Raw genomic sequence first — 25,564 nt, forward strand, 5'->3', positions numbered from 1 at the left:
GGGCCCGCGCCGACCGTGTACCGGCCGCAGCCCTCGGCGATGAGCCGGCGGCCCATCTCGGTGACGACCGAGCTGTTCGGCTGGGCCCGGAACCAGGCGTCCCCGGGGAACGGCTCGTAGGTGCTGCCGGGCGCGCCGCCCTGCTCGTAGGAGCCGGAGCCCTGGCGGGGCACCCGGAGCTGGTCCCAGGTGGTCCGGCCGGGCCAGCCGTCAGCGTCGGCGCCGGTGAAGCCGAGCTTGCGCTGCCAGTTCGCGTACGACGTGCGGTCCGCGCCGGTCCACCGGGGCCCCGGGCCGGACAGGTACGCGCCGCAGCCCTCGGCGACCAGGCGGACGCCCATCGCGGTCACCACCGGGCTGGTCGGGTTGGCCTGGAACCAGGCGGCCCCCGGGAACGGCTCGTAGCCGACCGGGCCGGCCGAGACCCCGCCCTCGGCGGGCACCCGCAGCCGGTCCCAGGACGTGCGGCCCGGCCAGCCGTCGGCGTCCGGGCCGGTGAAGCCCAGCTTGCGCTGCCACATCGCGTACGCGTCCCGGTCCACGTCGGACCACTGGGTGCCCGGACCGATCCGGTACGGGTTGCACCCCTCCTGGACCAGCCGGACGCCCATGGCGGTGATGATGCGGCTGTTGGGCCGGCCCTGGAACCACTCGGTGCCGGGGAACGGCACGTGGCCGCCGACGGGGGTGCTGCCCCCGGTCTGGGGGTCCAGGCTCGATCCCCGGCTCGGGATCGTCAGGCGGGTGCCGACCACGAACGCGTAGCTCTCGGTCACCACCATCGGCAGGTTGTTCGTGGTGGCCAGCGTGCCCCACGGGACGTTGAACTTGCGGGCGACCGAGCCCAGCGTGTCACCGGGCGCGGTGACGTACTCGACCGGTCCGCTGTTGCCGGGCTCGAAGGTGCCGTCCCGGGTCATGTCCCACAGTTCCGCGCCGGGGCACTCCGTGGGGTGCCCGTCCCGGTGGCCGCGGATCTCCGTGCCCGCGCCGCCGTAGTGCCGCAGGTACGTGATGGCGTCGCGGATGCCCTGCTTCATCTCGGCGGTGGGGGCGGTGTCCCAGATGCCGCCTCCGGAGCTGCCCCACCAGGAGCGGCCCCGGCCGGTCAGCGCGAGGATCGCGTAGTGGTCGCGGTTCAGGCCCGGCTGGGAGTCGCCGTTGGCCGCGCACTGGCGGTTCAGTCCCCGGCCCTCGAAGACGTACCCGTGCCGGCAGACCGCCAGGCTGTAGCCGATGTCCGACCAGCCGTTGCCCTGCTGGTGGTCGCGCTGGATTCCCCGCACGGCCCCGGCGCACTGCGAGTGCAGCCACTGGATCGGGTAGAGCGACCCGACCCAGTGGATCTTGACGCCCCGGTTGGCGGTGATCGGCGGATCGTTGTTCGTTCCCCGCGGACGGGCACCCCACGCGGCTCTGCTGACGAATTTCATGGCGGCGTTTCTCTCTGTCGAATGACCGGCGGACTCGGGAAAGGGGGGCCAGTGGCTACAGGGTGTAGGCGGCGGCGCCGAGGCCCAGGCGGTCGAAGCCGCCACCCTCGGCGATCGCCCGGTCCGCGAGCACGGCCGTGTGCGGGGCGGACAGGCCCCGGCGGGTCACGTAGTGACCGTGGACGAGCGCCCACGCCGGGCTGGTCGCCGAGGTGCCCCAGGTGCCGAGGGTGGGCGTCTGCGTCGGCTCGAGTTCGTACCGGGCGACGTCCTCGCTGGCCGCGAGGAGCCGGTTGTCGTGGCTGGCGTAGAGGTCACGGCCCTGGTTCCAGGCCATCTCGCAGATCACCGCGAGCAGGCCGAGCCCGGTGACCGAGTACCGGTCCGAGTGCCCGCCGTCCCACACGTAGGGGATGGCGTGCATGACCCGGGGCGTGTCGGTGACGAGCGCGGTCGCCTGGTCGACCATGGCGGTGTCGTCGCAGAAGACCCCGATGGCCAGCACCGACGCGATGTGGGCCAGTTCCCAGTTCGTGGCGTACGAGGACGTGCAGGACTCGTCCGGCGCGGTCAGGTGGGCGTGGCTCACCGGGTACAGGACGTCGGTCAGCATCGTGCCGAAGCGGGCCGTGTCGAAGCCCGGCCGGTCCCGGACGAGTTCGGCGGCGTTGGCCAGCACGAAACCGTAGATGCCGGACGTCTGCCCGAGTTCCGGCGCGCCGGAGACCGACGTGAGCGTCTGCGACCAGGCGTTGAGGATGTCGCGGGCGGTGTCCGCGTGGGCGGTGTCCCCGGTCAGCCGCCACAGCACCGCGTTCTGGTAGGCGGTGTGCGCGTCGTCGAGCAGGTGGGTCCAGTTCTCCCCGGGGCCACCGGTGTTCAGGGTGGCCACCGGCGTGGCCGTCCGCCCGGGGCGGGACCGGGCGTCCGCCCGTACCGCGCTCCAGCCGGACGCCCACGGCGCGCTCGTCGCGCCGGTTCTGGCCCGCAGGTCGGTGAGGCCGGCGGCGGTGTGCAGCAGGCCCGGATGGACGACGGCCGAGGCCCGTGCCGGCGGCGCCGCCCACGTGCCGACGAGGCTCGTGGCGCTCACCCCGGCGCTGACGACCGCCACGGTACGCAGGAACGTCCGGCGGCTGGCTCTGCTCGGGACCGGATCAGATGGCATGAACGGCTTCCTTCGGGGCAGGGGAGGTCACCGCGTACCGGCTGGCGGTGCCGTCGGTGCGCGGTGGACGTCGTGCGGGAGGGGCTGGGTGCCCCACGCTAGGGCCGGGTTCGGCCACGAGCCAGAGGTGGGGAGCGAAACCTCCCCGGTCCGCCACCCCACCGTGCCGGGGGAGGAAACCGTCCCCGGTTCGTCACCTGGTGGCAGCCGAGCGTCGGCGCTGTGCTGGAGGGGCCGACGCCACGAGGCGGCGGCCGGGTGCCCGTGTGGCCCGGCGGGCGAAAGGGGGGGTCCGCCGGGTCGCGCGCCGGCCCGCTGCCGGTGCGTCGACAGGCGCGTCGGACGCCTCGGTCATAATGGACCGCGATGGTCCACACTGATCAGACGGTGCCCCGCCCCGCCGAGGGTGCTGGCGGCCGGGGGCTCGACCTGGGCGTCACCGGGTGCGTGGACGCGGTGGAGGTCGGCCGGGGCGGCTTCGGGATCGTCTACCGGGCGTGGCAGCCGGACTTCGACCGTTGGGTCGCGGTCAAGGTGCTCGCCGCGGACTGGCACGGCCCGTCCCGAGCCCGTTTCGAGCGGGAGCTGCGGACGCTGGGCCGGCTGTCGGACCATCCGCACATCGTCACGCTGCACCAGGCCGGGCGGACCGTCGCCGGCAACCCGTACCTGCTCATGGCGTACGAGGAGGGTGGCTCGCTGGCGGACCGGCTGGCCGCCCCGGCCCCGGCCCCGGCGACCGTGCCCGGCGCGGCAGTCGCGGAGCCGCCCTGGGCGGCGGCGGTGGCCGGCGGCATCGCGGTGGCCGGCGCCCTCGAGACCGCGCACCGGGCCGGCGTGCTGCACCGCGACGTCAAGCCCGGCAACATCCTCGTCTCGCGGTACGGCGAGCCGAAGCTGGCCGACTTCGGCCTGGCCCGACCGCACACGGAGGTCCCGGCGGCGGGCCGGCGGGTCACCGCGAGCGTGCCGCACGCCGCACCGGAGGTGCTGCGGGGCGAGCCCGCCTCGGTGGCCTCGGACGTCTACGCCCTCGCCTCGACGGTGCTGCACTGGATCCGGCGCGCCCCGGCGTTCACCGCCGACTCCGAGGCCGACCTGCTGCGGCGGATCGCCGTCGACCCCGTACCCGACCTGCGGCCCGACGGGGTGCCCGAGGCCGTCTGCGTGGTCCTGGAGCGGGCCATGGCCAAGGACGCCCGGCAGCGGCAGCCGTCCGTCGAGGTCTTCGCGCAGGAGCTGCGGCAGGCGCAGCGGGCGGCGGGGCTCGCGGTGACGCCGTTCGTGCTCGGCGCGGAGTCCACGACGGTGCCGGCCGGCGAGCCGACCCGGCCCCGGTTCTCGCTGACCGCCCGCCGCGCCGCCCTCGCCCCCGACCTCACCGCGACCGTCGCGCGGCCCCGGCGGTTCCGTGGCCGACCGGTGGCCCGTGCCGTCGGGATGCTGGTCGCCGTGGCCTCGGTGCTGGCCGTCGCCGGGTCGGCGGCGCCCTCCCCGACCGGCCGGGTGACGGTGCCGGCGGAACTCGCCGTCGGCGAGCAGGAGGTGCACGCCTCATCGGACGAACACACGGTGACCGTCGGCAACAGCGGCACCCGGGCGGTCCGGCTGACCGGGGTGGTGCCGGCCGGCCCGCACGGCGGCGACCTGCGGCTGACCGGCGAGGGCTGCACCGCGCGTGACCTGGCCCCGGGGCAGCGCTGCGAGGTGCGGGTGGTCTTCACGCCACAGGAGCCGGGGGTGCGGGCGCCGTTGCTGGCGGTGACCGTGGCCGGGCGGGCGCACCCGCTGCACGTCCGGGTGGTCGGCGCGGGCCGGCTCCGCCCGGCCAGCAGGGACGACGCGCCGCCGGGCCGCTGCTACGACGACGCGTTCCAGGTCGGGCCCTCCGCGTACGGGCACGCGGGCGGACTGCGGGCCCTGTCGGTGAAGCAGTACTGGTCGCCGGGGTGCCGGGCGACGATGGCGTACGTCTGGGTGTGGCAGCAGTACCGGGACACCGCGCAGCCCGGCGGCGGGACGTGGCTGCTGGACCTGGCGGTCCGCCCGGAGACCGGGGACGGCGGGGCCCGGCAGCGGGCGCAGGGGCAACCGCACGAGTTGTGGACGACGCCGTTCCCGGTCGACGGCGGCTGCACGGTGGCGACGGTCACCCTGATCCACCGGCTGACCGGAGAGTCGATGACGGCGACCACCGGGCCGCACTGCGGGTGAGCGTGGGCGGGTACTTCGAGGTCCACCTGAAGGGGACGGTGCGCCTGGTGCCGCTGACCACGGACGCGATCACCATCGGGCGGGCGCCGGGCAACGAGGTGACCATCGACAGCAAGCTGGTGTCCCGGCTGCACGCCCTGGTGGAGCGGTTCCCCGCCGGCTGGTCGATCCGGGACCTGGGCAGCACGAACGGCACCACGGTCAACGGCAGCCCGCTGCGTCCGGCGCAGATCCTGCGCGACGGGGACCGGGTCGAGGTCGGGCCGGCCCGCCTGGTCTTCCACGCCCCGGCGGGGCAGAGCGGCACGCGGACCGTCGGGGTGGAGCCGCCGCCCCCGCCGCCCCCGCTGACCCCCCGCGAGCAGGAGGTGGTCGCGGTGCTCTGCCGGCCGTACGTGATGGGCGGGACGGCGTTTCCCGAGCCGCCCACGGTGCGGGCGATCGCCGCCGCGCTGCACATCACCGAGAGCGCGGTGAAGAAGCACCTGTCCCGGCTGTACGACAAGTTCGGCCTGACCGGCAACGACGACCGGCGGCGGTCCCGGCTGGCCGGGGAGGCCGTCCGGCGGGGGGTCGCCGGCCCCGGCTGACCGGTGTCACCGTCCACGGCCTCCCGGGTGTGTTGCGCCGGTCGGGTGCCGGGCCGTCACCCTCCGGCGGACATCACCGAGGGCGATGGTGATCTCACTCAAGGCTACCGGCTTCGGTGGGGTGTGTTGTAACATCGAGATCCGTCTTTGCGGATTGTTGTGGTGATTCCGACGTGGGGGATTGATGGCGTGCTCGGGTGGGCTGGTGCGAACTGCGGTGTGCCGGTGATCCGTCGCGGGCGGCGTGGTCGCGACGGTGCCGCGCGCGGTGGCGGCACGCTCCCGCCCGGCCCGGAGCGGTGATCGGGGGCGGGGTCGCGGCTGACCCGTCGGTAATGGTCTGGTCGACACCATCGTCTCCGGATGTTTCGGTGCCGACTCGGGTCGTCTGTGGAATCGGCGGGATGGCTCGTGCGGGGCATGGGAAAAGGATTGTCCGCGCGGCCGGACGGTGTCCACGGGCCGACGGCGCCGGCGGGTGCGCCGGCCTCGGCACCGTCCGGGCCACCCGCGATCTCTCCCTGTCCCCACCAGGGGATCTTTGCGCCCTGTCGGGCCGTGCCGAGGTGGACGACCCGTCGGCTCGGATGTCGAGGAACGGGGTCCGGACTCTCCGGTGAAATTAACCTGGATGACACCTCCGTGGATCTGCCAAGAATAGAATTGTGCTGCCGGGCCGGGTGGCGCACGTGGTCGACCCGATGGCTCGTCGTTTCCGTCCGACCGGTGTTTTCGATCAAGGGTTGGCGGCCGTGGCCCGGCATTGATCGGTGTTGTGGGAAGTGATGTCCGAGATTGATTTTGACCAGGGTGCGGCCCGCTGTTCCGTCGCCTTCTGGTGGTGTTCATAACGTGGACCCGGGTGTGGCGTGGCACGACGCTGCTGGTCGTCGTGCGCCGTTTCGCGACCTGAGGTTCAGGTGGGAATTCCGTCGCCGAACGTTCTTTCCGGCGGCGAACTGTCTTCGGTGAGAATGCTCGGTATAGGCCCGGAGTCCGGGTCAGAGGTGTGGGTCGGGCGACAGCGTGAGCTGCGCGTGGTGCGGACCGCGGTGGCGCGGCTGGCGCAGGGGGCCGGCTCGGTGCTGTGGTTGGTCGGCGAGCCGGGGATCGGCAAGTCGGCCCTGCTGACGGCTGCCGCGACGGAGGCTGCCGGCCGTGGGTACCAGGTGTTCCGTGCCACCGCCGACCAACTGTCCCAGCAGTCGTCGTTGAGCGTCCTGCTGACCTGTCTCGGTGTCCGGCAGGGCACGGATCCGTTGCGCGCGGAGATCACCCAGGCGCTGCGCCGGCCGCCGTCGCCGCTGTCCGCCACCGGGTCGGCCCTGGCCGCCGTGGCGGAGATGCTGGTCGCGCTCGTCGACGAGTCGTGCGCGGTCGCGCCGACCGTCCTGATCGTCGACGACGCGCACCGGATGGACGGGCCGTCCACGGTGGTCTGGCGGCGCCTGGCCGCGCACGCCGAGCAGGCTCCCCTGCTGCTGGTCGCCGCCCACAGCCAGGACCCGGCCCGTCCGCCGGGGCGGACGGCCGCCGTCGGTCGTAGCCACGAGCACCTGCTGCGGCTGGCCCCGTTCGACGAGGAGGAGGTCGCCGACTTCCTGGCCCAGTTCCTCGGGGCACCCCCCGGCGCGACCCTCACCCAGTGGGCGGGCGCGGCGATGGGCAACCCGCTGCACCTGCGGGAGCTGGTCGACGTCCTGCTGCGGGAGAACCTGATCGAGGTCGTGGACGGGCACGCGGACCTCTGCGACGGCGGCGCCGACCGGGTCCCCCCGGCCCTCACCGACTCCCTGGTCGCCCGGCTCAGCCTGGTGCCGGCCGCCGCGGACACGGTCCGCACCGCCGCGCTGCTCGGCACCGAGTTCGCCGTCACCGATCTGAGCGTCGTGCTGGGCCGGCCGGTGCGCCAGCTCGCCCACGAGTTGCAGAGCGCCGTCGCGGCCCGCATCCTGGCCAGCTCGGGCGAGCGCATGGTGTTCTGGCACCCGCTGATCCGTCAGGCGCTCTACGACACCATCCCGCTGTCGCTGCGCCGGGCGCTGCACCTGGACCTGGCCCGGGAACTGGCGGCGGCCGGCACCGGCCCGGTGTCGGTGGCGCAGCAGTTGCTGGCCGCCGGTGTCGTCGAGAGCCAGTGGGTGCCGGACTGGCTGGAGACCTGGGCACCGGCGCTGACCGCGAGCGACCCGGCCGTCGCCGTCCGGCTGCTGGAGACGCAACTCGGGCAGCTTCCCCCCGACGACCGGCGCCGGCCGGCGTTCGTCGTCGCGCTGGCCCGCGCGCTGCACGCGGTGGGCCGGTGGGACGAGGCCGCCGAGCGGGCCCGCGAGGCGGTCACCGTGGCCACCGGGTCGGACGAGTGCTGCGAGATGTGCTGGCTGCTGGTCCGCGCGCTCAACCGGCGCGGGAGGACCGGCGAGGCCGAGGTGGTCCTGCGCCAGGTGCTCGCCCGGCCGGACCTGTCCGACCCGTGGCGCGGGCGGCTGCTGGCGGCGCTCGCGCTGGTCGAGCGGGCCGGTGCCGGCGCGCTCGACGAGGCCGACGCCACGGCCCGTGGCGCGCTGGCCGCCGGCGAACGCTCCGGCGACCCGTACGCCACGGCCTACGCCTCGACCGTGCTCTCGCTGACCAGTTCGGTGCGGCGCGACCACGGTGCCGCCCTCCGCCACGCCGACCGGGCGCTCGCCGTGCTCGCCGGGCACCCGGAACACCCGGACCTGGAGATGTACGCGGTGCACTGGCGCATGTTCAGCCTCCAGAACCTGTCCCGCTGGGCGGAGGCCGAGACGGCGCTGTGGCAGTCGGGGGAGATCCGCCGCCGCGCGGGGTACCGCGCGGGCGTGGCCACCGGCGTGCCGGAGGCGGTCCTGCTCTACTGGTGCGGCCAGTGGGACGATGCCCGGGCGGCGCTGGCCCGGGTCGCCGACGAGCCGTCGAGCCTCTCCTACGCGGGCCTGCGCCGGGGCGGCCCCGCGTTGCTCGGGCGGGGTGTCGCGGCGCTGATCGCCGTCCGCCGCGAGGAGCACGCTGGCGTGGAGGAGCACCTGCGGTCCGGCGCAGACGGGCCACTGGACAGCGTCGCCGACCGGGAGAGCAGAGACTTCCTGCTGGTCGCCCGCGCCCTGCGCGCCGAGCAGCAGGGTGACCTCCGCCGGGCGCTGTCGACCCTGAGCCCGTTGCTGCACCGGTGGCCCGGCGAGATGACGCTCACCCACCAGTGGCTGGCGGACCTGATCCGGCTGGCGCAGGCGCTGGACGACCGGGCGACGGTGGCGGCGGTGCTGGACCTGGGTCGGGCCGAGGCCGAGGCCGAACGGGTGCCCGGCCGCGCCGCGGCCATGCAGCTGCGCTGCGTCGGTCTGGCCACCCACGACCCCGAGCCGCTGCGGGCGGCCGTCGCGCACTACCGGTCGGCGGGGCCCAGGATCGAGCTGGCCGCGACGCTGGAGGATCTCGCGGTGGTCCTCGCCGGGCACGGGATGGCCGCCGAGTGCCGGGCCGTGGCCGCCGAGGCCGTCGAGCTGTACACCGGGATCAACGCCCCGTGGGACATCCGGCGCACCGAGGCCCGCCTGCGTCGGCAGGGCGTCCGGCGTGGCGCGAGCGGTCCCCGCGCCTCCCGGCCGGCGTCGGGCTGGGCGGCGCTGACCGCCACGGAGCGGCGGATCGCCGTCCAGGTCGCCGAGGGACGCTCGACGTCGGAGATCGCCACCAGCATGTTCCTGGCCCGGCGTACGGTGCAGACGCACATCTCCCGGGCCCTCGCGAAGCTCGGTCTGCACAGCCGGGTCCAGATCGCCCGCGAGGTGCTGCGGCACGCCGAGCCGCAGACCGGAGCGAGATGACGATTGAATCGACGAACGCCGACCTGTTTCCTGCGTCAGGTGACGCATGTCTTGTCCGTCCACACCCGGCACGCTGAGCACATGACCGCGAGAGCGCAGGCGGGGGCGGCGACCGGGGACGTGACCACCGGTCAGCCCGCCGCCGTCCAGATCGAACTGGAGGGTGGCCCGACGGGCCTCCCGCCCGAGATCCGGCGGCAGTGGGTCCCGCCGGACCTGCCCAAGGTGAAGATCCCGTACAACGGCGGCTACGAGCACTTCGAACGCCTCGACGTCGAGGAGTCGGGACGCCTCGTCTTCCGCTGGACCTACCGCTCCCGGATCGCCGAGTAGCCGTCCACCCGCCCCGGACACCACCGGATCCGGTCGGGGCGGGCCACGGCGTGGGCGAAGTCCGGACCACGTCCGTCGTCGAATGTCAGTGCGCCGTCACGGCGTGTCAGGTCCCGGCTGGTCGAGCCGACAGCGCCGACCCAGCGGGACGGAGATGAGGGTGACGCACATGGTGGATTCTGTCTTCGTCATGCCCGGCACGGTGGCCGCGCCCCGCACGGGCATCCTGCGTGATCTGCACAGCCGCTACGAGACCGTCCGCGAGACACTGGCCCGGATCGACAAGGCGGCCCGGGAGATGGGGCTGCCCGACATCAGCGCCCGACTCGTCGAGGACGACGGGCAGGGCGAGCGGCGGCACAGCCCCGAGGTGCAGTACCTGGAGATCTTCTCGGTCAGCATCGCGACGTACCACATGCTGATCGCCGAGGGGGTCGAGCCCGTCGCGATCGTCGGGCAGAGCATCGGCGAGCTGTGGGCCCTGGCCGCCGCGGGGCACCTGTCCGTGGCGGACGCCGCGCGGCTGGCGGTGGCCCGGTCCCAGGTGCTGACCCGGCAGGGCTGGGACGGCAAGATGCTCGCGGTCGGAGTGGACGGTCGTCGGGCGGAGTCGCTCGCCGGTCTGATCGGCCATCCCCACCTGGTTCTGGCGTGCGAGAACACGCCACGGCAGAGCGTCCTCAGCGGCCCGATCCGGTTGATCGAGGAGGCGGAGCGGGTGGCCGACGCGCTCGGCTGGCCGAGCGTCCGCCTGGAGGTCCCGCACCCGACCCACACCCCGGCGGTCGCGTCGGCCGCGCGGGAGCTGCTGACCACCGCGCCACGGGTGCCGTACGGCGGCGGGCGCTGGCGCGTCTGCTCGCCGTGGCTGGGGCGCGACGTCGGCGACGACGACCCGGTCGACCTGGTGGCCGGCGCCCTCACCGCCCGGGTACGGATGCTGCACACGGTACGGGCCCTGCACGCCGCCGGCGCCGACGCCTTCGTGGAGTGTGGGGAGTGGCCGGTCGTCTCCAGGTTCGTCGAGGCCTCGGTCCCGGGGGTGCACTGCGTCGTCCCGCTCAGCGAGCGTGATCCGGTCGAGGCGGTGCGGGCGCTGGTCACCCGGCCCACCGACGGCGGCCCCGCCCGGCCACGGCCGACGGCGGTACCGGAGGACGCGCACCGCCCCGTGATCCGCGTCGGCGGACCCCCGCCGGTCAGCCTGGTCCCGGCGGCCCCCACCGCGCCGGCGGCCCACCCCGCGCCGCCCGCCCCCGTCGCCCCGTCGCCCGTGGCCCCGGCAGCTCCCGCCGCCCCGGTGGCCCCGGTCGCCCCGGCGGTCGTGGCCCCGGTCGCTCCGGTACCCGTGGCGCCGGTCGCGCCGGCCGTGGTGGCGCCGGAGCCCGCGCCGACGACGGCCGGGCCGACGACGGCCGGGCCGGAGTACGCGGCGGTGCTGGCCGAGGTGCAGGCACTGTACGGCGACTACCTGGGTTACCCGCCGGAGCTGCTCGGTGAGGACGACGGCCTGGAGGCCGACCTCGGGGTGGAATCGCTCAAGCAGGTCGCCCTGCTCGGCCGGGTGGCCGACCGGTTCGACCTGCCCGACCTGCGGTCGAACGCCTCCCTGCTGACCGTCGGCACGCTGCGACGGATCGCGGAGGCCGTCGTGCGGGGCAGGGCGGAGGCGGCCGGACGATGACCGCCACGGAGAGCCTGCACGGCCGGATCGCCCTGGTGACCGGTGCCGCGAAGAGCCTCGGCGCGGACATCGTCCGTCGACTGGCCCGGGACGGCGCCCACGTGATCGTCAACTACTTCCACTCGGTCGAGCAGGCGACGCGGCTGCGGGCGGAGCTGGAGCAGGCCGGGCACAGTTGCGAGTTCATCCGCGCCTCGGTGGCCAAGACCGCCGAGATCGACCGGATGTTCGACCTCGTCCGGGACCGGCACGGCGGCCTGGACATCCTGATCAACAACGCGGCGGGCGGGGCCTTCCTGCCCCTGTTCGACATCGACGACACGTACTGGCAGCGGGCCTGGTCCACCAACGTGATGGCGGCCTACCACTGTTCCCGCCGGGCGGCCGAGCTGATGTCCGGCCGCCCCGGAGCGAACATCGTCTGCCTGTCCAGCGTCGGGGCGCACCAACCGGTGCCCGGTTACGGTCCCGGCGGGGTCACCAAGGCCGCCCTGGAGTCCCTGGTCCGCTACCTGGCCCTCGACCTGGTCGAGAAGGACATCCGGGTCAACACCGTCCTGCTGGGCTCCGTCGCCAGCGAGATCGTCGTCAACCTCGACGACCCGGCGGCGGCGCTCGGCGACCCGGCCGGCACCAGTGACCTGATGCGGCGCACCATCTCGACGCCGGAGGCCGCCAACCTGATCGTCCACCTCCTGCACCCGGACAGCGGGTTCATCACCGGGCAGACCATCGTCGCCGACGGCGGTATCGGCATCGGCGGGATGCAGGGCCTGCGGCTGCACAGCAAGCTCGCCGCCCACGTGGGGGCGGCTGCCCGCCCCCGCCCGGCCCCGCCGGCCGGAGCGAGCACACCGGAGCGGGCCCCCGACCCGGTCCCCGCCCCGGTCGCCGCGCCGGCCCCCACCCCCGCGCCGGTCGCCCAGCCGTCACCCGCGCCGGTCGCCCAGCCGGTCGCCGCGCCGATCGTTCAGCCGTCACCCGCGCCGGTCGCCCAGCCGGTCGCCGCGCCGGCCCCCGACCCCGACCCCGCCCCCGCGCCGGTCGCCGTCGCGGACCGTACGGGCCCGGTGGACCCCGGGGCCATCGCGGTGGTCGGTCTCGGGCTGGCCCTGCCCGGCGCGAACAACCCGGCGGAGTTCTGGGACCGGCTGCGGGAGGGCGCCCTGCTCTCCAGCGAACCGTCCGCCTTCCAGCTCGACCACTTCTGGTCGCCCAGTCCGGAGGCCACCGACAGCTTCTACGTCCGCGAGGCCGGCTACATCCACGACTTCGTCCCCGACCCCGCCTCCGTCGCCGAACCGGACGGGAACCTCGGCCACCCCGGGTGGCCCCGGACCACCCGCTGGCTGCGGCACTGTGCCGTGCAGGCGCTGGCCGGGGTACGCCGGCACCCGGGCGACCGGTGGCTCGCCGCGACCACCGGCATCCACGACCAGACCGGACTCGGCGAGCAGGGCGTCGTGCTGGGTGACGAGTACCGGCGTCTGCTGCGGGAGACGATCCCGTCCAGCGGCGACGGTGACTGGCTCGCCGAACTGGCCGACCACGCGGTCAGCACCTACTACGGCGGCGACGGCGGCGACCCGAAGGCGTACCTGCCCGCCTCGGTGTCCCGCCACGCCCTGCGCGGACTGGTCCCCGCCGACGCGCAGCACCTGACCCTGGACGCGGCCTGCGCCACCGGCCTGTTCTGCCTCGACGCGGCCGTCAAGGCGCTGCGCGAGGGGAGCTGCGACGTGGCCCTGGTCGGGGGGACCTCGGTGATCGAGCCGATCGGGTTCACCCTCTTCTGCCGGGCCCAGGGGATCACCACCAGCGGCCGGGTCCGCCCCTTCGACCGGGCGGCCGACGGGACCCTGATCGGCGAGGGCGCCGTCATGCTCACCCTCAAGCCGTACGCGCGGGCGGTCGCCGACGGTGACCGGGTCCTCGGCGTCATCCTGGGCACCGGCCTGGCCGCCGACGGCCGGGGCAAGGGCATCCACGCCCCCGCCACGCGGGGGCAGGAGTTGGCGATCCGGCGGGCCTGGACCGACGCCGGCGTCGAGGCCGCCGACGTGGACTGGGTGGTGGCGCACGGCACCGGTACCCCGGTGGGCGACGAGGTGGAGCTGCGCTCGCTGCTCGCCCGGTTGGGGGAGCGGGACCGGCCGTGTCTGCTGACCTCGAACAAGCAGGTCTTCGGGCACACCGGGGTGCTGGCCGGTCTGGTCTCGGTCGCCCACGCGCTGGTCGCCCTCGCGCACGGCGCGGTACCCGGTCAACCCGTGGTCACCGATCCCCATCCGCTGCTGGGCGAGGGCACCCGGCTGACGGTACCGGTCGTGGACGCACCCTGGCCGGCGGACGGGGCACGCCCGAGAGTGGTCGGGGTGTCCTCGTTCGGCCTCGGCGGCGCGGACGCCCACGCGGTCCTGTCCGACCGGCCACCGGTGGCTGTCCCCGCCGGCCGGCGCGGCGACGGTACCCGCCCCGCCGACACCGAGGACCTGGTGGTCGTGGGGTGGAGCACCCACCTGCCCGGCCTGGACCGCGCCGGGGTGCCCGCCTGGCTGGGCGGTGACGGCCCGCCCCCGCAGGCCGGCTTCGGCACGCCGTACCCGCTGCCGTCGCCGCTGGAGGTCCGCATCCCGCCGCGAACGATGAAGCACATGGACCCCGCCCACCTGATGGTGCTCCAGGCCCTGGGCCCGTTGCTGGCCGACCTCGGCGAGCCGGGCGCCCGCCTCCTGCCCGACACGGCCGTGCTGGTGGGCGCGACGCTGCCGACCACCCACAACGCCCGGGCGGCGCTGCGGGTGCACGCCGGCGAGTGCGCCACCACCTTCGACATCCTGCCCGACCCGGCGCAGGCCCAGACGCTCAAGGAGTACCTGGCCAAGGCGCTCGCGGAGGCCGAGGGGGTGATCCCCGCCGACCTGAACGAGGACGACTTCACCGGCGCGGTCTCCTGCATCCTGTCCGGCCGGGCGGCCAACTACTACGACATCCGGGGCTTCGGGACCAGCGTCTACGCCCACCGGGACTCCACCCACTGCGCCCTCGACCTGGCGCTGCGCCAGCTCCGCCACCGCTCCTGCGAGTTGGCCCTCGTCGGCGCGGTGAGCCTGCGACCGATCAGCGGCTGGGACCGCCACCTCACCGGTCTCGTGCCGGCCGGCCGCTCCGTCGCGGAGGGCGCCGCCGTCGTGGCGATCACCCGGCGGTCCACCGCGCGGGAGCACCACCTGCCGATCCTGGGTGTGCTCGCCACGGCCGTCGACGTCGCCGGGCAACCGGCCACCCCGGCGCACGCGGTACCCGTGCTGACCGACGCCCACCACACCTACCTGGCCCTGGACGCCCTGCTGGCGGTGCTGCGCGGCGTCGTCACCGGGACGGACACCGTCGTGACCCCCACCGCCACCGGGTCACCGCTGATCCGGTTCACCGCACCGGCCGAACCGGACCGGCGGCGCGCGCCCCGGGACGGGTCGGCGTCGGTAGACCTCGTCCATCCCGCCCCGCAGCGGGCGGCCCCGCCGGACCCGACGCCACAGCGGGCGGCCCCGCCGCACCCCGTGCCGGAGCGGGCCGCGGCGGCGGCCACCGCCACCGCGGACGCCGGGGCGGAGGACGCCGGGGAGGTCACCGGCCGGCGGCAGACCATTCACCTCCGTCCGTCGACCCCACCACGGCCGGAGACGGCCGCCGTGGCCGTCCCCGCCGGCAGCGTCGTCATCACCGACGACCCGGACCTCGCCGCCGCGGCCGGCGGGCCGGACATCGCCGTCTGGTCGCCCCGGCCGGACGGCGGACCCGCCGCGCACGTCCCGCCGGAGCAGGCCCCCGACGCCCTGGCCGGGCTGCCGTTCGTCCCCCGCCACATCCGGGTGCTGTCCCGGCTGTCCACCCCCGGCGAGGACACCGACGACGCCGAGGCCGCCCGCGCGGAGGACCTCCAGGACCTGGCGTTCACCACCCTCCAGGCGGCGCTGCCCGCCCTGCGGGACGGCGGCTCGCTCAGCGTCGCCCTGCTCGGGGCGGTACCCGCCGGACTGCCGCACCCGCTGAGCGGGCTGTTCACCGGCCTCGTCCGCTCCGTGCGGGCCGAGGTCCCGCAGTGCGACGGGGTGGCCCTGCTCACCGACGCGCCGGACGCCGCGACCGCCCTGGACCGGCTGGCGCGGGCCGGCACCGCCCGGGTACCGACGCACACCCTGGCCTGCGTCGGGGACGACTGGTTCGAACTGGCCGTCACCGACGACGACAGCGCGGCACCGTACCGGCCGGGGGAGGCGTCGCTGCCGCCCGGCGCGGTCGTGGTGGCCTTCGGCGGGGCCCGGGGCATCACCCCCGAACTCCTCGACGCGCTGGCCCGCACCAGCGACCGGCCGTACCTGTACGTCGTCGGCCGTACCCCGCTGCCGGCGACCGACGACGCGCTGCCGCCGCAGGCCGAGTTCATCGCCGCCGAACGCCGGCGTCGTCCCGACGCGTCGGTACGGGAGCTGCGGTCCGCCTACGAGAAGGCCCAGGCCGGCCTGGAGGTGCGCCGCACGGTGCAGCGGCTGGCGCGGCTCTGCGGACCGGACCGGGTCCACCACCGGGTGTGCGACGTGTTGGACGCCGACCGCACCGCCGCCGTCCTCGGCGAGATCCTCGACCGGCACGGCCGGATCGACCTGCTCGTCAACACCGTCCTCGACCTGCGCTCACGCGCTCTGCACGCCAAGACCCTGACCGACTTCCGGGCGGTCCGCGCCACCAAGGCGACCGGTTACCGCAACCTCAGGCGGGCCCTGGCCGGACGCCCGCCCCGGCTCTGGTGCACCTTCAGCACCCTGGCCACCCTGGCGCCCGCCCCCGGCGACATCGACTACTGCGCGGTCAACGAGTACCTGGCGTACGCGAGCGCCTGGGCCCAGCGGCACGCGCCGGCCGGACACCGGGAGGTCGCGATCCTCTGGAGCGGGTGGCGGGAGGTCGGGGTCGCCAGCAGCGTCACCATGCGGGAGACGCTCAAGCGCAACCGGATGGACGCCTACATCAGCACCGCCCAGGGGTGCGCCCAGTTCCTCTCCGTGGTGACCCGGCCACCCGCCAGTGGCGTGGCGTTCTTCATCCGGGAGGAGGAGCGGGTCCTGCTGGGCCACCGGGGGATCCGTACCGAAGACGACGGCGGCCACCTGCCGATGCCCGTACCGGACGCGCCGCCGCCCTCCGTGCCGGACCCGTCGCTGACCAGCCCGCTGCTCGACGGCGTCCTGATGGCCGGCCGCACCTGGGCGGTGTTCACCAAGACCTGGGAGCCGCGCACCCTGGCCGAGCGGGACGGGCGGTGGATGCGCCACCACCGGGTCAACGGGGAGTACGTGCTCCCGGGCACGTTCGCCCTGGAGGCCGCCGCCAGCGCGGCCGGGCGCCTCTGCCCGGACCTCGTCGTCACCGGGTTCCGCGACCTGGTCTGCCGGGCCTCCGTGACGGTCCGGGAGGCCGGGCCACCCCGCACCATCGCCGTCGAGGCCCGGGTCACCGGCCGCGAGCGGCACCGCGCCGAGGTGTCCGTCCGGATCACCACGCACCGGATCGGCCGCACCGGCAAGGTCCTGCGCTTCAACGACCTGCTGTGCGAGACGAGGGTGCTGCTGGCGGACCGGTTCCCCGCGCTCGCCACGCCGGCCGACGGGTGGGCGCACGAGCCCGAACCCGACTTCGCGATGCCGGTCTACTCCGCCGACCTGCCGATCACCCTCAGCGGTCCGTTCGCCGGCACCAGCGACTACGCCCGGGGACCGGACGGGACGAGCGCCCGGTTCAGCCTGGACCACGCCGCCTGGGCCCCGGCCCTGGCCGGCATGACCGTGCCGGCGATCCTGCTGGACGCGATGGTGCACCTGCTGCTGCTGCCCCCGCGCGGCGACCGTCCACCCCTGGTCGGTCCGATGGCCGGCATCGACGTGGTCGACCTCGCCGTGGCGGGCAACGACTGTCAGCTCAGCGCGGCGCACCCGACGATCCGGCTGCACTGCGCGTTCGGCACCGGAGCGCTGACCGCCCTGACCGGGGACGGCCGGGTGCTGGCCCGGATCACCGGGGTCAGCGCCCACGCCACCGACCACAGCGGGCGACTCGTCCGGCCGCATGCCGGCGAGCCCCAGCCGGCCCTGTCCTGACAGCCGAGGAGGCAGCGGTGTTGTGGCACGACATCACGATCGCCGGTACCGGCGCCTGGATACCACCGATCCGACCCGAGGACGACGCCGGGCCCGCGTCGCCGGGCGGGCCGCCGTCCATGGCGGTGGCCAACGGGTTCACCTCGGCCGCGGTCTCGACGGGGGAGACGGCGACCCAGATGGCGGCCCGCGCCGCCCTCAGGGCGCTGCGCCACGCGGACGTCGCCAGCGCCGACGTGAGTCTGCTCGCGCACGCCACCTTCCAGGACGAGGACCACTACACCCCCGCGCCCTACCTGCTGCGGGTGCTCGGTGGCGCCCACACCACCGGGATCGAGGTCGGCGCCGCCAGTGACGGCGGAGCCGCCGCGCTCGTCACCGCCGCCGAACACCTCACCGCCCGGCCGGCCGCCACGGCCGCCCTGGTCACCGCCGGAGCCCGGTTTCCGCACGAGCGGTGGGGCCACGTCCGGCAGATCGGCTACGTCGCCGGTGACGCCGGCGCCGCCGCCGTGCTCACCCGGGGGACGGGCTTCGCCCGACTGGTGGCGACCGCCCAGGCCACGGCGCCGCACCTGGAGGTGCTCACCCGGGCCGGGCAGCAGGGCGCGGCGGCCGACTCCGGGCGGCGGTTCCTCGCCGAACAGACCGGCCTCATGCCGCACATCGACGTGCTGCAACGCTCCACCCGCCGCTGCATCGAGACCGTGCTCGACGAGGCCGCCGTGACGCCACCGGAGATCTCGCACGTGGTGGCCATCGCGATCGGGTCGGCCGTGCTCGACCTGGTGCTCTCCGGTCCGCCGCTCAACCGCCGCGCCGACGACACCAACTGGACCTTCGGCCGGCACCTCGGCCACGCCGGCCCGTGCGACGTCCTGCTCGCCCTCGACCGGATGTTCCGCTCCGGCGCGCTGCGGGTCGGGGACCGGATCCTCGTCGTGAGCTTCGGGCTCGGCTTCCGCTGGACCACCGCCCTGGTCGAGGTCACCCGTGCGCCGGCCGGCGTGGCGGCCCGCCGGTGAGCGCCGCCGTACGGCCTGGCCGGTCCCCATCGAAACGAGGTTGTCCATGACAGACACGACGACGGCGACCGTCGCCTCGATCCCGGTCGCGCCGGGTGCCCTGCCGCTGCTGGGCCACGCCCTGCCCCTGCTGCGGGACCCGCTGGCGTTCATCCTGTCCCTGGCCGAGCATCCGAGGATGGTCCGCATCCGGCTGGGCCCGAGCTCCGCCGTGCTGGTCTGCGATCCGGCCCTGACCCGGCAGGTGTTCCTCAACGACCGCACCTTCGACAAGGGCGGCCCGATCTACGACCGGATCCGCGAGGTCATCGGCGACGGCCTGTCCACCTGCCCGTACCGCCTGCACCGGCGGCAGCGGCGGCTGTGCCAGCCGTCCTTCCATCCCGCCCGGCTGCGCGGGTACGCGGCGGTGTTCGCCCGCGCGTCCGAGGTGACGGCCGCGTCCTGGCGCGACGGCGAGGTCCTCGACGTCACCCGGGAGATGATGATGCTCACCACCCGGGCCACCATGGAGACGATGTTCAGCGGGGCGCTGCCGGCGCAGACCGTGCGGCAGGCCCTGGCCGACACCAACACCGTGGTGAGCGCGTTCTTCCGCCGGATGATGACGCCGGCCCTGCTGCGCCGGGTACCGACGCCGAAGAAGCGGCGGTACGACCGGGCCCGGGCCCGGCTGTCGGCCACCATCGCCGAGATCATCGCCGCCCGCCGGGCCGACCCGACCGACCACGCCGACCTGCTCTCCGCGCTGGTCGGGGCGGTCGACGTGGAGAGCCGGGACGACGAGCAACGGCTGAGCGACGCCGAACTGGCCGACCAGGCCCTCACCTTCTTCCTCGGTGGGATGGAGACCACCGCCATCACCCTGGCCTGGGCGCTGCACCTGCTCGCCACGCATCCGGACGTCCAGCGCCGCCTCCAGGCCGAGACCGATGCCGTGCTGGCCGGTGGGCCCCTCGGGCCCGAGCACCTGCCCGCGCTCGACCTGGCCGGACGGGTGGTCACCGAGACGCTGCGGCTGTACCCGCCCGCCTGGATGATGACCCGTACCGTCACCCAGGACGCCGACCTCGGCGGGGTACGCCTGCGGGGCGGCAGCACCCTCGTGCTCAGCCCGTACCTCATCCACCGCCGGCCCGACCTGTACGCCGAGCCGGACCGGTTCGACCCGGACCGCTGGCGCGACGTCGCACCCGACCGGGCCACGTACATCCCGTTCGGCGCGGGTGCCCGCAAGTGCATCGGGGACCAGTTCGCCCTCACCGAGGCGATCCTGGCCCTCACCGCCGTCGTCGCCCGTTGGCAGCTCGCACCCGTCGGCGACCAGCCGTTCCGGCCCACGGTGGAGACCAGCCTCAGCTCGCGCGGACTGCGCCTGCGCATCAGCGGCCGGCGAAGGGTCGCCGCCGACGTCGCCGGGTCCTCCGCCGCCGCGCCACGGCCCGTGTCTGCGCCGCCATCCCCGCCACCGGGCGCCGGAACCTGCCCGGTGCAGCACGAGGAGTGATGCCATGAAGTCCCTGGTGAAGCAGTTGCTGCGGAGCCGGGCGGTCCGCCGGCACACCGCCGCCCCGGCCGACCGCCTGCACGCGCCCACCCGCCCCTACCCGAACGGGTGGTTCTGCGTCGCCTTCAGCGACGAGGTGCGGCCCGGATCCCTCACCACCCGCCCGCTGATGGGCGGTGAGGTCGTCGTCTACCGGACGAGAGCGGGCCTGCTGCGGGCCGTGCGACCCCAGTGCCCGCACCTCGGCGCGCACCTCGGGGTCGGTGGCCGGATCGACGGGGAGGACATCGTCTGCCCCTTCCACAAGTTCGCGTTCGACCCCTCCGGCGCCTGCGTCCGCACCGGGTACGACCTGCCGCCGCCGAAGGCGTCGCTGACCCGGTACCCGGTGCGCGAGGTCAACGGCTCGATCTACGTGTGGTGGCACGCCCTCGGCGTCCCGCCGCAGTGGGAGGTGCCGGTCTTCCCGATGGACGGGCGGCAGCCGTTCAGCCACGACACCTTCGACATCGCCGGCCACCCGCAGGACGTCATCGAGAACGCCTTCGACTGGGGGCACCTGCCGGCGCTGCACGGCCTGCGGGACCTCGTCATCGAGGGCTCGCCGGTGGCCGGGGAGCCGATCGCCACGGTCACCGCCACCGCCCGGGGCACGGTCATGCGCCGGATCCGCCAGTCCTACACCCTCACGGTCATCGGGCTGGCCACCATCGCGGCCCGGACGCGGTTGCCCCGGGACGCGGGCAACCTCTACGTCATGCTGCACGCGACGCCGGCCGGTCCGGGACGCATCCACCTCCGGTTCGGCACCAAGCTGGAGCTGACCGGTCCCCCCGGCCTGCCGGAGCCGATCGGCCGGGCGGCCGCGCTGCCCGTCGCCCGGCTGCTCAGCAGCATCGCCCAGCGGGTGGCCTCCGTGGACACCGGCGCGGACCTGCTGATGTGGCACCACCTGGAGCACGTCGAGCAACCGAAGCTCGCCCGGGGGGACGGCCCGATCGGCCGGTACCGGCAGTGGGCCCGGCAGTTCTACTCGGAACCCCCGGGCGGCCCGACCGCACCGGTCCGCCGGTCCGCCGGTCCGCCCGCCGTGGCCGACGGCGACGGGCACCCGAACGGCACCGCCGACGGGCACCCGAACGGCACCGGCGAGGGGATGGTGACCGGCGACCGGGCGGCGGACCGCTCGGAGGTGTGAGCCCGCCACCGGTCCAGGGCGGCGTCACCGGCCCCGGGCCGGATCCGGTCGACCGTGGCACCGGGCCGACCGGCGCCGGAACGAAGGGAGACGAGATGGCAGGGCAGAACGGTACCCCCGACGCCGGGCGGTGGCTGGCCGTGCTCGGCGCGGGGGTGATGGGGACGGGCATCGCGGCGCTGGCGGTCGGGCACGGGGTCGCGGTGACGCTGGTTGACGTGGACCGGAGCCGGCTGGACGCCGCCCCGGCCAGCGTCGACCGGCAGGTACGGCTGGCCCGACTGATGGGTGCGTTGCCGCCGGAGGCCGTGCCCGGCGACCTGGTCACCGGCCTGTCGCTGGCCGAACTGTCGACGGTGGCCGCCACCACCCCCGCCGCGGTGATCGAGGCGGTCACCGAGGATCCCGATGCCAAGGCGAAGGTGCTCGCGGACGTCTCCGCCCTGGTGGCCCCGGGCACGCCGATCGTGTCGAACACCTCGTCGATCCCCATCGACGAACTGGCCCCGGCGACGGCGCGGCCGGTGGACCTGATCGGCATCCACTTCATGAATCCGCCCTATCTGATCCGGACGGTCGAGGTGATCCGGGGCCCGCGCACCGGCGACCCCACCCTGGAGCGGGTGCGGATGCTGCTCGCCGCGTTGGGCCGGGACCCGATCGTGGTCGACGACGCGCCGGGCTTCGTCACCAGCCGGATCCTGCACCCCATGATCAACGACGCGGTCCGGGTGGTGGCGGCGGGCACGGCGACCGTCGAGGCGGTCGACCAGCTCATGCAGGGCTGCCTGGGCCACCCGACGGGTCCGCTGCGCACCGCCGACCTGATCGGGCTGGACAACCTGGTCGACTCGCTGTGGGTGCTGTACGGCCGTACCGGCGACGAGGGGTGCCGCCCCTGCGACCTGCTGCTGGAGCTGGTACGGGCCGGCCATCTCGGCCGCAAGAGTGGACGCGGCTTCTACGAGTACGAGGGAGACCGCCACGAGCACGAGGGGGAACTGTCATGACCACGTCGTCCGACCGGGCGGTACCGGAGACCGCCGGCGGCTCCGACGCCGTCCAGGCCGAGCTGCTGCGTTTCCTGACCGCGCGGACCAGGAAGCCCTGGACCGCCGACGCGGACCTCTTCGCCTCCGGCGGGTTGTCCTCGCTGTTCGCCATGGAGCTGGTGGTGCATCTGGAGCGGACGTACGGCATCGCCATCCGCGGCACCGACCTGCGGCTGGAGAACTTCCGTACCGTCTGGCGGATGGCCGCGCTGGTCGACCGGCTCCGGCAGCCTGCCCCCGGTGGCCGTGGTGAATGACGCCGTCGCGGTGGCGGCCTCGGCGGTCACCGCGCTGGTCGGCCATCGGGCCGCCGAGTGGGACCGGGCGGGGCGGCTGCCGACGGAGGTGGTGCGCAAGCTCGGCGCGGCCGGCCAGCTCGCCCCGCAGATCCCGACCCGGTACGGCGGACCGGGCTGGAGCAGCGCGGACACCGGGGAGTTCACCGCCCACGTGGGCAGCCTGTGCAGCTCGGTGCGGAGCGTCATGACCTCGCAGGGCATGGCCGCGTGGGCCGTCGAGCGGCTGGCCGGCCCGGCGCAGGCGGCGGAGCTGCTGCCCCGGCTGGCCACCGGCGACACGGCGGCGGTGGCCTTCAGCGAGCCCCAGGCGGGCAGTGACCTGTCCGCCGTCACGACCACCGTCGCGGTCGACGGGGACAGCCTGCTGCTCACCGGCCGCAAGGTGTGGGTGACCGCCGCCGACCACGCCGATCTCTTCCTGGTCCTCGCCCGGCTGGGCGAGGGCGGCGCGGTGGTGGTGGTGCCCCGTGGCGCGCCGGGGGTCCGGGTCCGGCGGATGGCCGATCCGTTGGGCTGCCGGGCGGCCGGGCACGCCGAGGTCCGGTTCGACGCGGTACGGCTGCCGGCCGGCAGCCTGCTCGGCGACGGCGGGCAGTCGCTGTCCCTGCTGGCGACGACGGCCCTGACCTACGGCCGGATCTCGGTCGCCTGGGGCTGTGTCGGGATCCTCCGGGCCTGCGTGGCGGCGGCCGGCGAGCACGCCGGCCTCCGGCACCAGTTCGGTCGGCCCCTGGGGCGGCACCAGCTCGTCGCCCGGCACCTGGCCGAGCTGTGGGCCGCCGAGCAGGTCGCCACCCGGGTCTGCGAGCACGCCAGCCGCTGCTGGGACGACGGTTCCACCGACCTGGTCACCGCCACCGTGCTGGCCAAGTACGTCAGCGCCGGCCAGGCCGTGCGGGGCGCGGCGGCGGCCGTGCAGGTGCTGGCCTCGGCCGGCGCGCAGGACGGGCACCCGGTCGCGCGGGCGTACCGGGACGCCAAGCTGATGGAGATCATCGAAGGCAGTACCGAGATGTGCCAGCTCCTGCTGGCCGACCACGTGCTCAGCCGGTGGTGACGGCACCCGGCCTGGTGACCCGTCCCGCCCGTGATCGCCGAGGAACGTCGGCACCAGGGGAGTGGAGCATGACCGACACCGTCGCACCCACCATCGTGAAGTGCCTGGTCTGGGATCTCGACGACACGCTCTGGCAGGGCACGCTGCTGGAGGACGAGCGGGTCGTCCTCGCCGACGCGGTCCGCGAGGTGGTCACCGGCCTGGACGCCCGGGGCATCCTGCAGTCGGTGTGCAGTCGCAACGACCACGACCTCGCCTGGGCGCGGCTGGAGGACCTGGGCCTCGCGGAGTACTTCGTTGTCCCGGAGATCGGCTGGGGCCGCAAGTCGGACGCCGTCCGGCGGATCGCCGAGCGGCTGGACTTCGCGCTCGGCGCCGTTGCCTTCATCGACGACCAGCCGGCCGAGCGGGCCGAGGTCGCCTTCCACCTGCCGCAGGTGCGGTGCTACGAGGCGCGGCACGCGATGACGCTGCTCGGCCGGCCCGAGTTCAGCCCGGCCACGGTGACCGTCGACTCGGGCCGGCGTCGGCAGATGTACCAGGCCGGGTTCCGGCGGGCCGCCGAGCGGGCGCGGTTCACCGGGGCGGACGAGGACTTCCTGCGCTCGTTGGAGCTGGTGCTGCGTATCGGTCGGGCCTCGGCGGAGGATCTGTCGCGGGTCGAGGAGCTGACCCTGCGGACCAGCCAGATGAACGCCACCGGGGTGCACTACCCGGACCGGGTGCTGCGCGCCCTGCTCGCCGACCCCCGGTACGAGGTCCTCGTCACGACGCTCACCGACCGGTTCGGGCCGCACGGGGCGGTCGGCGTGCTGCTGCTGGAACGGGCCGACCGGGTGTGGCACCTGCGGTTGCTGGCCACCTCGTGCCGGGTGGTGTCGTTCGGGGTGGGCACGGTCGTGCTGAACTGGCTGGTCGACCAGGCCGCCCGCGCCGGGGTGCACCTGCTGGCCGACTTCCGGGCCACCGACCGAAACCGGATCATGGAGATCACCTACCGGTTCGCCGGCTTCGACGAGCAGCCCTGCGACTGTCGTGCCGGGGTGGCCGGCGACGCCGACGGGGACGTCCAGCGGCTGCACCTGGTCGCGCGGCGGCGGCCGGCCCCCACGACGGTGCGGCTGACCGCCCCGGACCTCACCGCCGGCGGGCCAGCGTGATGCCGTCGGCCACCGCGAGCATGCAGACGTCCACCCGGTGGTCGTCACGGATGCGGGCGTTGACCTCGCGCACACCGGTGGTGTCCGGGTCCTCGGCGAGCGGATCGAGGACCCGGCCGAAGAAGAGCGTGTTGTCCACCACCAGCAGTCCCCCCGGCCGGACGAGTCGCAACGCCTGTTCGTAGTACCTCGGATAGTTCGCCTTGTCGGCGTCGATGAAAATGAGGTCGAAACTGCTGGAACCGCCGTCGGAAATCATCGTGTCGAGTATTTCCGCGGCCTCGCCGACGCGGACCTCGATGCGCTCGGAAACGTCCGCCCGGTGCCAGAACTCCGCGCCGATCTCCGGCCACCGGTCGCTGATGTCACAGGTGACCAGTCGACCGTGCGGGGGCAGGGCGCGAGCCATGCAGAGGGTGCTGTACCCGGTGAAGGTGCCGACCTCCAACACGGCTGTGGCCCTGGTCAGGGCGACCAGGAGGGCGAGGAACTGGCCCTCCTCGGCCATCACCTGCATGGTCTCCCCGCCGGGCAGTTCGGTGGTGCGCACCCGGAGGTCACGGAGGATGTCGTCTTCTCGGAGCGAGTGTTCCCTGACGTATCCCAGGAGTTCCGGACCGATCCCGAGTTGATTCGCCATATTGGCCACTCTAGATTGGTTAATGGGGTCGTTCAAGGGTCTGTTGTCGTCGGTGCCGATGATTTTCCGGCCGTGGCGAATCCGGCGGTCGGCAATCGGTCCGGAAAACGCGCCGCGAGCACGGCCGGGGGTGGTCCGGGGCGGGGCCGATCCGGCCACGGTGGCTGCGCGACGCCGTCCGGGCGGGCGCGGTGCCGG

The 25,564-nt window shown here is 74.8% G+C and carries 16 protein-coding genes; 13 read left to right on the top strand and 3 right to left on the bottom strand.

The genetic code is table 11. The features are described from left to right. Together AWW66_RS34945 and AWW66_RS22945 are read right to left on the bottom strand one after the other, a co-directional pair. On the bottom strand, positions 1-1,433 hold a 1,433-nt coding region (locus AWW66_RS34945), incomplete at its 3' end, for a peptidoglycan-binding protein (protein ID WP_067370207.1). 55 nt (positions 1,434-1,488) lie between these two features. Then, on the bottom strand, positions 1,489-2,601 hold the full coding sequence (locus AWW66_RS22945) for an alginate lyase family protein (RefSeq protein ID WP_157527742.1): 1,113 nt from the start codon (positions 2,599-2,601) through the stop codon (positions 1,489-1,491). 366 nt (positions 2,602-2,967) lie between these two features. Between AWW66_RS22945 and AWW66_RS22950 the strand changes: the two genes are divergently transcribed. The 13 genes from AWW66_RS22950 to AWW66_RS23010 all read left to right on the top strand — a co-directional run bounded on the left by AWW66_RS22950 (position 2,968) and on the right by AWW66_RS23010 (position 24,726). Next, positions 2,968-4,815 (top strand): serine/threonine-protein kinase, encoded by a 1,848-nt coding sequence (locus tag AWW66_RS22950; protein ID WP_067370213.1) that lies wholly within the window; start codon positions 2,968-2,970, stop codon positions 4,813-4,815. Next, the gene (locus AWW66_RS33930) at positions 4,812-5,405 is read left to right on the top strand and encodes an FHA domain-containing protein (protein ID WP_211272071.1); all 594 of its coding nucleotides are present in this window, start codon (positions 4,812-4,814) and stop codon (positions 5,403-5,405) included. Before AWW66_RS22950 ends, AWW66_RS33930 begins: the two co-directional genes overlap by 4 nt. A gap of 974 nt (positions 5,406-6,379) precedes the next feature. Next, on the top strand, positions 6,380-9,253 hold the full coding sequence (locus AWW66_RS22960) for a helix-turn-helix transcriptional regulator (protein ID WP_083978792.1): 2,874 nt from the start codon (positions 6,380-6,382) through the stop codon (positions 9,251-9,253). An 81-nt stretch (positions 9,254-9,334) separates the two neighbouring features. Then, positions 9,335-9,586 (top strand): DUF5988 family protein, encoded by a 252-nt coding sequence (locus tag AWW66_RS22965; RefSeq protein ID WP_245648437.1) that lies wholly within the window; start codon positions 9,335-9,337, stop codon positions 9,584-9,586. Between the two features lie 169 nt (positions 9,587-9,755). Beyond that, complete coding sequence (locus tag AWW66_RS22970; protein WP_169807160.1) at positions 9,756-11,270, top strand: acyltransferase domain-containing protein; 1,515 nt, start codon at positions 9,756-9,758, stop codon at positions 11,268-11,270. Beyond that, the gene (locus AWW66_RS22975; protein WP_067370224.1) at positions 11,267-17,428 is read left to right on the top strand and encodes an SDR family oxidoreductase; all 6,162 of its coding nucleotides are present in this window, start codon (positions 11,267-11,269) and stop codon (positions 17,426-17,428) included. The genes AWW66_RS22970 and AWW66_RS22975 overlap by 4 nt, the downstream gene beginning before the upstream one ends. Before the next feature lie 17 nt (positions 17,429-17,445). Continuing rightward, entirely contained in the window at positions 17,446-18,453 is a 1,008-nt protein-coding gene (locus AWW66_RS22980) for a 3-oxoacyl-[acyl-carrier-protein] synthase III C-terminal domain-containing protein (protein ID WP_067370227.1), read from the top strand. A gap of 46 nt (positions 18,454-18,499) precedes the next feature. Next, on the top strand, positions 18,500-19,960 hold the full coding sequence (locus tag AWW66_RS22985) for a cytochrome P450 (RefSeq protein WP_067370248.1): 1,461 nt from the start codon (positions 18,500-18,502) through the stop codon (positions 19,958-19,960). Between the two features lie 4 nt (positions 19,961-19,964). Beyond that, the gene (locus AWW66_RS22990; protein WP_067370230.1) at positions 19,965-21,158 is read left to right on the top strand and encodes a Rieske 2Fe-2S domain-containing protein; all 1,194 of its coding nucleotides are present in this window, start codon (positions 19,965-19,967) and stop codon (positions 21,156-21,158) included. A 95-nt stretch (positions 21,159-21,253) separates the two neighbouring features. After that, entirely contained in the window at positions 21,254-22,168 is a 915-nt protein-coding gene (locus AWW66_RS22995; protein ID WP_067370252.1) for a 3-hydroxyacyl-CoA dehydrogenase family protein, read from the top strand. Beyond that, positions 22,165-22,467, top strand: coding sequence for an acyl carrier protein (locus AWW66_RS23000; protein WP_067370234.1), 303 nt, complete (start codon positions 22,165-22,167; stop codon positions 22,465-22,467). The genes AWW66_RS22995 and AWW66_RS23000 overlap by 4 nt, the downstream gene beginning before the upstream one ends. Then, positions 22,451-23,566 carry an acyl-CoA dehydrogenase family protein gene (locus AWW66_RS23005; protein WP_245648438.1) on the top strand — a complete coding sequence of 372 codons (1,116 nt, stop codon included), beginning with the start codon at positions 22,451-22,453 and terminating at the stop codon, positions 23,564-23,566. The genes AWW66_RS23000 and AWW66_RS23005 overlap by 17 nt, the downstream gene beginning before the upstream one ends. Positions 23,567-23,634: 68 nt before the next feature. Further along, positions 23,635-24,726, top strand: a complete 1,092-nt coding sequence (locus tag AWW66_RS23010; protein WP_067370240.1) for an HAD-IIIC family phosphatase — start codon at positions 23,635-23,637, stop codon at positions 24,724-24,726. On the opposite strand, the gene AWW66_RS23015 is transcribed toward AWW66_RS23010, so the two are convergent. Further along, a partial coding sequence (locus tag AWW66_RS23015; RefSeq protein ID WP_245648439.1) for an O-methyltransferase occupies positions 24,704-25,564 on the bottom strand: 861 nt, incomplete at its 5' end. The two genes, AWW66_RS23010 and AWW66_RS23015, sit on opposite strands and share 23 nt — an antisense overlap.

This window comes from Micromonospora rosaria, assembly GCF_001567585.1.
GTDB lineage: Bacteria > Actinomycetota > Actinomycetes > Mycobacteriales > Micromonosporaceae > Micromonospora > Micromonospora rosaria.